The organism is Pseudomonas sp. SED1, from assembly GCF_034044025.1.
GTDB lineage: Bacteria > Pseudomonadota > Gammaproteobacteria > Pseudomonadales > Pseudomonadaceae > Aquipseudomonas.
The window spans coordinates 1-8,995 of record NZ_JAXCIS010000053.1 but is presented as its reverse complement, the minus strand read 5'-3'; the positions used below and the strand labels follow the sequence as shown (position 1 = coordinate 8,995).

General features: G+C 61.1%; 9 protein-coding genes. 2 read left to right on the top strand and 7 right to left on the bottom strand.

Annotated elements, in window-relative coordinates; translation table 11 throughout:
* Positions 1 to 106: 106 nt before the first annotated feature.
* From SNL23_RS07900 to SNL23_RS07890, 3 genes are read right to left on the bottom strand one after another with little or no spacing between them, the layout of a single operon-like run.
* Positions 107 to 880 (bottom strand): MetQ/NlpA family ABC transporter substrate-binding protein, encoded by a 774-nt coding sequence (locus SNL23_RS07900; RefSeq protein WP_076013315.1) that lies wholly within the window; start codon positions 878 to 880, stop codon positions 107 to 109.
* 51 nt (positions 881 to 931) lie between these two features.
* Positions 932 to 1,606, bottom strand: coding sequence for a methionine ABC transporter permease (locus tag SNL23_RS07895; protein WP_318301967.1), 675 nt, complete (start codon positions 1,604 to 1,606; stop codon positions 932 to 934).
* Complete coding sequence (locus SNL23_RS07890; RefSeq protein ID WP_076013316.1) at positions 1,606 to 2,613, bottom strand: methionine ABC transporter ATP-binding protein; 1,008 nt, start codon at positions 2,611 to 2,613, stop codon at positions 1,606 to 1,608. The genes SNL23_RS07895 and SNL23_RS07890 overlap by 1 nt, the downstream gene beginning before the upstream one ends.
* Before the next feature lie 269 nt (positions 2,614 to 2,882).
* Here SNL23_RS07890 and katE point away from each other — a divergent pair, with 269 nt between their 5' ends.
* Entirely contained in the window at positions 2,883 to 5,024 is a 2,142-nt protein-coding gene (katE, locus tag SNL23_RS07885; RefSeq protein ID WP_167664647.1) for a catalase HPII, read from the top strand.
* 112 nt (positions 5,025 to 5,136) lie between these two features.
* Here the strand turns inward: katE and SNL23_RS07880 are convergent, their stop codons facing one another.
* Genes SNL23_RS07880 through zur form a run of 4 tightly spaced genes read right to left on the bottom strand, consistent with a single transcriptional unit; the run spans position 5,137 to position 7,942 of the window.
* Complete coding sequence (locus tag SNL23_RS07880; protein ID WP_076013318.1) at positions 5,137 to 5,856, bottom strand: PA5502 family lipoprotein; 720 nt, start codon at positions 5,854 to 5,856, stop codon at positions 5,137 to 5,139.
* 37 nt (positions 5,857 to 5,893) lie between these two features.
* A complete protein-coding gene (znuB, locus tag SNL23_RS07875; protein ID WP_010168631.1) occupies positions 5,894 to 6,682 on the bottom strand; it encodes a zinc ABC transporter permease subunit ZnuB in 789 nt (262 codons plus the stop codon).
* Positions 6,675 to 7,460 carry a zinc ABC transporter ATP-binding protein ZnuC gene (gene znuC / locus SNL23_RS07870; protein ID WP_318301966.1) on the bottom strand — a complete coding sequence of 262 codons (786 nt, stop codon included), beginning with the start codon at positions 7,458 to 7,460 and terminating at the stop codon, positions 6,675 to 6,677. Before znuC ends, znuB begins: the two co-directional genes overlap by 8 nt.
* The gene (gene zur / locus SNL23_RS07865) at positions 7,460 to 7,942 is read right to left on the bottom strand and encodes a zinc uptake transcriptional repressor Zur (protein ID WP_026078035.1); all 483 of its coding nucleotides are present in this window, start codon (positions 7,940 to 7,942) and stop codon (positions 7,460 to 7,462) included. The genes znuC and zur overlap by 1 nt, the downstream gene beginning before the upstream one ends.
* A 58-nt stretch (positions 7,943 to 8,000) precedes the next feature.
* On the opposite strand from zur, the gene SNL23_RS07860 reads away from it, so the two are divergent.
* On the top strand, positions 8,001 to 8,930 hold the full coding sequence (locus tag SNL23_RS07860; RefSeq protein ID WP_076013321.1) for a zinc ABC transporter substrate-binding protein: 930 nt from the start codon (positions 8,001 to 8,003) through the stop codon (positions 8,928 to 8,930).
* The last annotated feature ends 65 nt before the right edge of the window (positions 8,931 to 8,995 follow it).

Genomic DNA, 8,995 nt, shown 5'->3' with positions numbered 1-8,995 from the left:
CCGCTCTGGACGCTCTGCGTCCGCTTTTAAGGTCGTGACGCGGAGCGTCACAGGATGCATTCCCACGCAGAGCGTGGGAACGATCGATCGGGGTTTCGGCCCTGAATCAGAACGCCGGCAGAATCGCGCCTTTGTACTTCTCGGCAATGAATGCTTTCACTTCCGGGGTGTGCAGGGCTGCTACCAGCTTCTTCACCGCATCCGAATCTTTGTTGTCTTCGCGGGTCACCAGGATGTTCACGTAAGGCGAGTCTTTGCCTTCGATGGCCAGTGCGTCCTTGGACGGGTCCAGCTTGGCTTCCAGCGCGTAGTTGGTGTTGATCAGCGCCAGGTCGACCTGGGTCAGCACGCGCGGCAGGGTGGCGGCTTCCAGCTCGCGGAACTTCAGGTTTTTCGGGTTTTCAGTGATGTCCTTGATGGTCGACAGGATGTTGGTCGGGTCCTTCAGGGTGATCAGCTTGTTGTTGGCCAGCAGCAACAGCGCACGGCCGCCGTTGGTGGCGTCGTTCGGGATCACGACGTTGGCACCGCTTGGCAGTTCGGCCAGGGTTTTGTATTTGCTGGAGTAGGCGCCCAAAGGCTCGACGTGAACAGCGCCGACGCTCACCAGGTGAGTGCCCTTGGCTTTGTTGAATTCATCCAGGTACGGCTGGTGCTGGAAGAAGTTGGCGTCCAGGCGTTTTTCGGCAACCTGTACGTTTGGCTGGACGTAGTCGGTGAAGACTTTGACCTGCAAATCCACGCCTTCTTTAGCCAGAACCGGCTTCACGAATTCGAGGATTTCAGCGTGGGGCACCGGGGATGCGGCCACGGTCAGGGTTTCGGCGGCGTGGGCGGAGAACGCGGCAACGGCGGCGAAAGCAACCAGTAGTTTTTTCATTCAACAAGCTCCTTGTTCGGGAATTGGCCGGCTTCGCGCCGGCAATAGCCGTTATTTTCGAGAAAAGTGCACCACCAGCTTGTCGCCGACGGTTTGCAGAATTTGTACCAGGATCAACAGCAGCACCACGGTGACCACCATCACATCGGTCTGGAAGCGTTGATAACCGAAGCGGATCGCCAGGTCACCCAGGCCACCAGCACCCACCACACCAGCCATGGCCGTGTAGGAAACCAGTGTAATCGCCGTCACCGTAATCGCCGCGAAGATGCCGGGGCGGGCTTCGGGCAGCAAGGCGTTGGTGATGATCTGCCGGGTAGTGGCGCCCATGGCCTGGGTCGCTTCGATAATCCCGCGGTCCACTTCACGCAGTGCGGTTTCCACCAGGCGTGCAAAGAACGGCGTGGCCCCCACCACCAGCGGCGGAATCGCACCGGCAACCCCCAGCGAGGTGCCGGTGATCAGCACCGTGAACGGAATCATCACGATCAGCAGAATAATGAACGGCAGCGAACGCAGGATGTTCACGATCAGCGACAGCATCGCGTACAGGCCTTTTTGTTCGAACAGCTGGCGCGGACTGCACAGGAACAACAGCACGCCCAGCGGCAGGCCCAACAACACGGTGAACAGCAGCGAGCCGAGCAGCATGGTCATGGTGTCGCCGGTGGCCAGCAGGATTTCGGACCAGTCGATGTTCGAGAAAAAGCTCAAGAAGATTTCCATTAGCGCAGCACCTCCATGTGGACGTCTGCGGCGGTGAAGGCGGCGAACGCGGCCTCCATGTCACCACCGGTGACGGCGAGGGTCAGTTGCCCGTAGGGAATGTCTTTGATGCGGTCGATACGACCGGCAAGGATGCTGTAGTCCACACCCGTTTCACGGGCGACGGTACCCAGCAGTGGTGCGTAGGTCGCTTCGCCCTGGAACGTCAGGCGCACGATACGGCCCGGTACGTGAGCGAAGTCATCACGCTGCTCGCCTTCGTCGACCTGCTCGGACTCTTGCACGAAACGCTTGGTGGTCGGGTGCTTGGGGTGCAGGAACACGTCGGCGACGGTGCCTTGCTCGACGATCACGCCCGCGTCCATCACGGCCACGTGGTCGCAGACCCGGCGGATCACGTCCATTTCATGGGTGATCAGCACGATGGTCAGCTTCAGCTCACGGTTGATCTCGGCCAGCAGTTGCAGGACCGAGGCCGTGGTTTGCGGGTCGAGGGCGCTGGTGGCTTCGTCGCACAGCAGGATCTTTGGCTTGGTGGCCAGGGCGCGGGCGATGCCGACGCGCTGCTTCTGGCCGCCGGAAAGCTGCGCCGGGTACTTCTTGGCATGGTCGGACAGGCCAACCCGGGCCAGCAGTTCGGCCACGCGCACGTCGATTTCCTTGCGGGAAAGTTCGCCGGCGAGGGTCAGCGGCAGCGCCACGTTGTCGGCGACGGTCTTGGATGCCAGCAGGTTGAAGTGCTGGAAGATCATCCCGACCTGTTGCCGGAAACGGCGCAGGCCGTTGGCGTCGAGGGCGGTGACTTCTTCGTCATCGACCTTGATCTGGCCGCCGCTGGGTTCTTCCAGGCGATTGATCAGGCGCAGCAAAGTACTTTTTCCCGCACCGGAATGGCCGATCAGACCAAACACCTGGCCATTTTCGACGCGCAGGTTGGTGGAATGCAGTGCGGGGATATCCTTACCGGCGACCCGGTAGGTTTTATGGACGTTATGAAACTCGATCACGTAGCGAACCTTGTGGGGCGCATTAAAAATGGGATCAGCGGTTAGCCGGGCGCGCATTTTAGCCTGTCCGTATAGCGTTTCTTAGCATTTATTTCTCATCCGACCAGCGATTTGGCAATAACGCGATCAAAGGTCATAAAAAAGGAACGGTACAAAACCGTGTCAGTCACTACATAAGCAACTCGAAATTCCCAGGTGCCGTGCCTGGGGTTTTGCTCAAGAAGAGCCGGGGATCGCTCTGGCCTACGCAAACGAGGAGTTTTTGTCTGATGAGCACTAAAAAGCCAGTCACCCCGCCCAAGAGCGAACTTGCGGGTACCGACACTCTGGACCGTGGCAATACCAACGCCAAGCTGCAAAGCCTGGAAACATTTCGCTCCGACGCTACCGGCCAGGCGCTGCGTACCAACCAGGGCGTGAAGGTTTCCGACAACCAGAACAGCTTGAAGGTCGGCTCCCGTGGTCCTTCGCTGCTGGAAGACTTCATCATGCGTGAAAAAATCACGCACTTTGACCATGAGCGCATCCCGGAACGCATCGTTCATGCCCGGGGTACCGGTGCCCATGGTTATTTCCAGACCTATGAAAACCATTCGGCGCTGACCAAGGCCGGGTTCCTGCGTAACCCTGAACACAAAACCCCGGTATTTGCGCGTTTCTCTACGGTTCAGGGCCCTCGCGGCTCGGGTGATACCGTGCGTGACGTGCGTGGCTTTGCCGTGAAGTTCTTCACCGACGAGGGCAACTTCGACTTGGTGGGTAACAACATGCCGGTGTTTTTCATTCAGGACGCGATCAAGTTTCCTGACTTCGTGCATGCGGTAAAACCTGAGCCGCATAACGAGATTCCTACAGGCGGCTCGGCCCACGATACGTTCTGGGATTTTGTTTCGCTGCAGCCAGAGTCGGCGCATATGGTGATCTGGGCCATGTCTGACCGGGCGATTCCGAAAAGCCTGCGGACCATGCAGGGTTTTGGCGTGCATACCTTCCGTTTGGTGAATGCCGAGGGGAAATCCAACTTCGTCAAATTCCATTGGCGGCCGACAGTCGGCACTTGTTCCCTGGTGTGGGACGAGGCGCAGAAGCTGGCGGGCAAAGACACTGATTTCCACCGGCGCGACCTCTGGGAATCCATTGAAAGCGGCGATTACCCGGAATGGGAATTGGGCGTGCAGATCATCGCCGAAGAAGACGAGCATAAGTTCGACTTCGACATTCTCGACCCGACCAAACTGATTCCCGAAGAGCTGGTGCCGATCACGCCGCTGGGCAAGATGGTGCTGAACCGCAACCCGGACAACTTCTTTGCCGAGGTCGAGCAGGTGGCGTTTTGCCCAGGGCATATCGTGCCGGGCATCGACTTCTCCAATGACCCGCTGCTGCAGGGCCGGTTGTTTTCCTACACCGACACGCAGATCAGCCGACTGGGTGGGCCGAACTTTCACGAGCTGCCGATCAACCGTCCGGTGGCGCCGTTCCATAACGGCCAGCGCGATGCCATGCACCGCACCACCATCGACAAGGGGCGTGCGTCCTACGAGCCGAATTCGATTGATGGCGGCTGGCCGAAAGAGACGCCGCCTGCTGCCGAAGACGGCGGTTTTGAGACCTATCCGGAGCGAGTCGACGCCCACAAGGTCCGTGAGCGCAGCGAGTCGTTCGGTGATCACTTCTCCCAGGCGCGGTTGTTTTTCCGCAGCATGAGCAAGCACGAGCAGGAGCACATCATTGCGGCCTACAGCTTCGAGCTGGGCAAGGTGGAGCGTGAATTCATCCGGGCGCGGCAGGTGAACGAGATCCTCGCCAACATCGACCTGGAGCTGGCCAAGCGCGTGGCGCAGAACCTGGGCTTGCCGGCGCCGAAGAAAGGCACCGTGCCGGAGCGCAAGACGTCTCCGGAACGTTCGCCGGCGTTGAGCCAGGCCAACTTGTTGTCGGGTGATATCAAGACTCGCAAGGTGGCGATTCTGGCCGCCAACGGCGTTGATGGTGCGGCGATTGCTGCCTTGAAGGCGGCGCTGGAAGCCGAAGGTGCGCACGCGAAGCTGCTCGGGCCGACATCGGCACCGGTGACGACGGCAGATGGCAAGAGCCTGCCGGTGGATGCGTCAATGGAAGGTTTGCCTTCAGTGGCGTTCGATGCTGTGTTTGTGCCGGGCGGGGCCAAGTCGGTGCAGGCACTGAGTGGCGACGGCGTTGCTTTGCATTACCTGCTGGAGGCGTACAAGCACCTGAAGGCGATTGCCTTGGCCGGTGAGGCGAAGCAGTTGCTGGATGTGCTGAAGCTTGAGGCGGATGCGGGGCTGATAGTGGGCGGCGATGCGAAGGCGTTGAAGGCGTTTTTTGCGGCGATTGCCCAGCATCGGGTCTGGGATCGGGAGCCGAAGGCTAAAGCTGTTCCGGCTTAAGTTATCGGTTGTTTGTTAGACCGCCTTCGCGAGCAAGCCCGCTCCCACATTTGACCGCATTCCAAAGGTGGAACTCGGTTAAATGTGGGAGCGGGCTTGCTCGCGAATGGCGTTATTCAGTCTTACGCGGAATCAACACAACCTGCGCTGGTACCTTCTTCAGGATCTGCCGGTGAATCTTCAAGTCATACCCCGAATCGATGCGCTTCACCCGTTTGGTCAGCAACGTGGCCAGCCATGGGTAATCTTCGGTGCGCGGTGCCTGGATGCTCACATCACACTGGTAATTCACCACATCGGTGGCGATCTCATCCAGTTGATGGCGCAGCGCCTCAATATCGGTGAGGTTCAGCGCAACCGTGGTACTGGGTGCTGCCGGGTCGATGACCTTGGCGGGTGGCTTGGCTTCAGCGGCTTTCAACGCAGCCTCGGCTTTATCCAGCTCGACCTTGCGGGCGTGGGTAATCGCGCTGTTGACGCCACCGGTCAGCGCCGGCGCCTTGGGCATTAATGCACGGGCGCGGCTCAGGGCCGTGGCGGCTGCATTGACGTCACCTTTTTGCAGAACGATCTGGCTGCGCTGCAAATAGGCTTCGGCCAGTTGGCGCTGATAAGGCTCCAGCGCCGGGTCGTTGGGCGATTGGGCCTGCAAGGCGGCCAGCTCATCTTCGGCGGTGGCCAGTTCACTGCTGGCGAGGTTTTGCTCCAGCTGTGCGATGGCCGCAGCACGTGCGTCCGGGGCCTCAGGGGCGGCGGGCGGGGTGCTTTGGCAGGCGCCCAGCAGCAAGGAAAATGCGGCAAGGAGCAGATAACGGGCGTTGAACAGCTTCATTCCTGCGACTCTCTAATTGCGCAAAAAGCGAGCAAGTCTACACCCCACGACGGGGCAGGACAAAACTCAGCAGAAACAGGGCGGCCGCCGTGACCACAATCGACGGCCCGGCCGGGGTGTCCTTGAACCATGACAGCGCCAGGCCACCACACACCGCAAGCATCCCCAGCAGGCTGGCGCCGACCGCCATTTGCTCCGGCGAGCGGGCATGACGCTGGGCCGCAGCCGCCGGGATGATCAGCAGCGATGTGATCAACAATACGCCGACAATCTTCATCGCGACAGCAATCACCACGGCGATCAGCAACATCAGGGTCATGCGCAGCGCCGCCACGGGCAAGCCTTCGACAGTGGCCAGTTCTTCGTGGACGGTGATCGCCAGCAGCGGGCGCCACAGCGTCACCAGCAACACCAGCACTGCCGCGCTGCCGCCGAGAATCCAGGCCAGGTCGGTGGGGCTGATTGCCAGCAGGTCGCCGAACAGGTAGGCCATCAGGTCGATGCGCACTTCATGCATGAAGCTCAGAACCACCAGGCCCAAGGACAGCGTGCTTGGCGCCAGGATGCCCAGCAGCGTATCGGAAGCCAGCGGCTGGCGCTGTTGCAGGGTCACCAGCAACACGGCCAGCAGCAGGCAGCCGACGGTGACGGCAATGGTCGGGCTCACATCCAGCAGAAAGCCCATGGCCACGCCCAGCAGCGCGGCGTGGGACAGCGTGTCGCCAAAATAGGCCATGCGCCGCCAGACCACGAACGAGCCCAGTGGACCCGCCACCAGCGCCAAAGCCAAGCCTGCCAGCAGGGCGTAGAGCAGAAAATCAGCCATGCTTGCAGCTATCTCCATGAACGTGGGTATGGGGTGCGGTGGGGTCATCAACTACGGCGCCATGCAGGTCATGGGCGTGGTCGTGATGGTGGTGATAAATCGCCAGGCTTTGGGCGTTCTTGCCGAACAGCTCGACGAAAGCCGGATCGCCGCTGACTTGTTCCGGGTGGCCGGAGCAGCACACGTGGCGATTGAGGCACACCACCTGGTCGGTGGTGCTCATCACCAAGTGCAGGTCGTGGGAGACCATCAGCACGCCGCAGCCATGGCGGTCCCGCAGGCGGGTGATCAGGCTGTACAACTCGGCCTGGCCGGCCACGTCGACACCTTGCACGGGTTCATCGAGTACCAGCAATTCCGGCTCGCGCAACAGGGCGCGGGCGAGCAGCACACGCTGCATTTCGCCGCCGGAGATGCTTTGTACCGGGCTGTCGATCACCTGTTCGGCGCCGACTTCCTTGAGCGCGGACTGTGCGCGGGCACGGTCAACACCAGGAACCAAGCGCAGGAAGCGCAGCACCGACAGGGGCAAGGTCGGGTCTACATGCAGCTTCTGCGGCATGTAGCCAACCCGCAGCTTCGGCTTGCGCCACACGCTGCCGCTGTCGGGCTTGAGCAGGCCGAGCACGGCGCGCACCAGCGTGGTCTTGCCGGCGCCGTTGGGGCCGATCAGCGTGACGATCTGCCCCGGCTCGACGCTCAGCGCGATGTTATCCAGCACGTTTTGCCCGGCGAACGTGACCCCGACCTGTTCCAGGCGGATTAACGCAGTGCTCATCAAGCCCCCTGGCAGCCCGAGCACACACCGACCACTTCGACGGTTTGCCCTTCGACCTTGAAGCCGACGTCGCCGGCGCTCTTGATGATGCTGTCGCTGATGCTTTTTTGCTCAAGTTCGATGGCGGCGTGGCATTCGCGGCAAATCAGGAACTGGCCTTGGTGCGCGTGCTCCGGGTGGTTGCAGCCGACAAAGGCGTTCAGCGACGAGATGCGGTGCACCAGGCCGTTGTCCAGCAGGAAGTCCAGCGCGCGGTACACCGTGGGCGGCGCGGCGCGGCGGCCGTCCTGCTCGCTGAGTACGCCGAGGATGTCGTAGGCACCCAGCGGCTTATGGCTTTGCCACACCAGTTCCAGCACCCGGCGACGCAGGGCGGTCAGGCGCAGGCCTTGGCGCGCGCACAATGCGTCGGCCTCTGACAGCGCGGTGTGCACGCAGTGAGAGTGGTCGTGGGGACGGCTGGCAAGCGGTGTTTTAGGCATGAGCGGCGACAGATATTTGTGAGAGACGTTATTATGTTACCTGTTCCTGCCTCCTTGAGTGGTCATCGTGTCCAGACTTTTTCCCGTTTTTGTCGTATTTGTCACCAGTTTGCTGCTTGCCGGTGCCGCTCAGGCGGAGGTTCGGGTGCTGACCAGCATCAAACCGTTACAGCTGATTGCCGCTGCCGTGCAGGACGGCGTGGCGGTTCCCGAGGTATTACTGCCGCCGGGCGCCTCGCCGCATAACTATGCGCTGCGTCCATCCGACGTACGGCGCGTGCAGTCGGTGGACCTGCTGTATTGGATTGGCCCGGACATGGAAACCTTTCTGCCGCGAGTCCTGAAAGGCCGTACCTTGCCGACGGTGGCGGTGCAGGACCTTGCGGGGATGAAACTGCGCCGGTTCACCGAAGACAGCCACTCCCATACCGAAGATGCCGACGAACATGATCACGATCATCGTCCGGGAAGCCTGGACGCGCATCTTTGGTTGTCGACGGTCAACGCCCGAGTAATCGCCAACCGCATGGCAGCGGACCTCAGCGCTGCAGACCCGGCCAACGCAGAGCGTTATCAGAGCAACGTGAAGGCCTTTGATGGCCGTATGGACGCCTTGGATGCGCGCTTGAAAGCACGTATGGCGGATGTCGCCGGCAAGCCGTATTTCGTATTCCATGAGGCATTCGACTACTTCGAAGATGCCTACGGCCTCAAGCACACGGGTGTGTTCAGCGTTGCCGCAGAAGTGCAGCCAGGCGCCCAGCATGTGGCGGCGATGCGCACGCGTTTGCAGGAAGTGGGCAAGACGTGTGTGTTCAGCGAGCCGCCGTTGCGCCCTCGCCTGGCGGAAACCTTGGTGGCGGGTTTGCCGGTGAAGCTGGCGGAGCTGGATGCGTTGGGCGGCTACACGCCGGCGACGGCTCAGGGGTATGAGCAGGTGCTGGAGAAGCTGGGGAATGACTTGGCAGGGTGCCTGGAGTCGCTCTGACAGACGCCGCATAACCAATGTGGGAGCGGGCTTGCTCGCGAATGCGGAGTTTCAGTCACCAGATG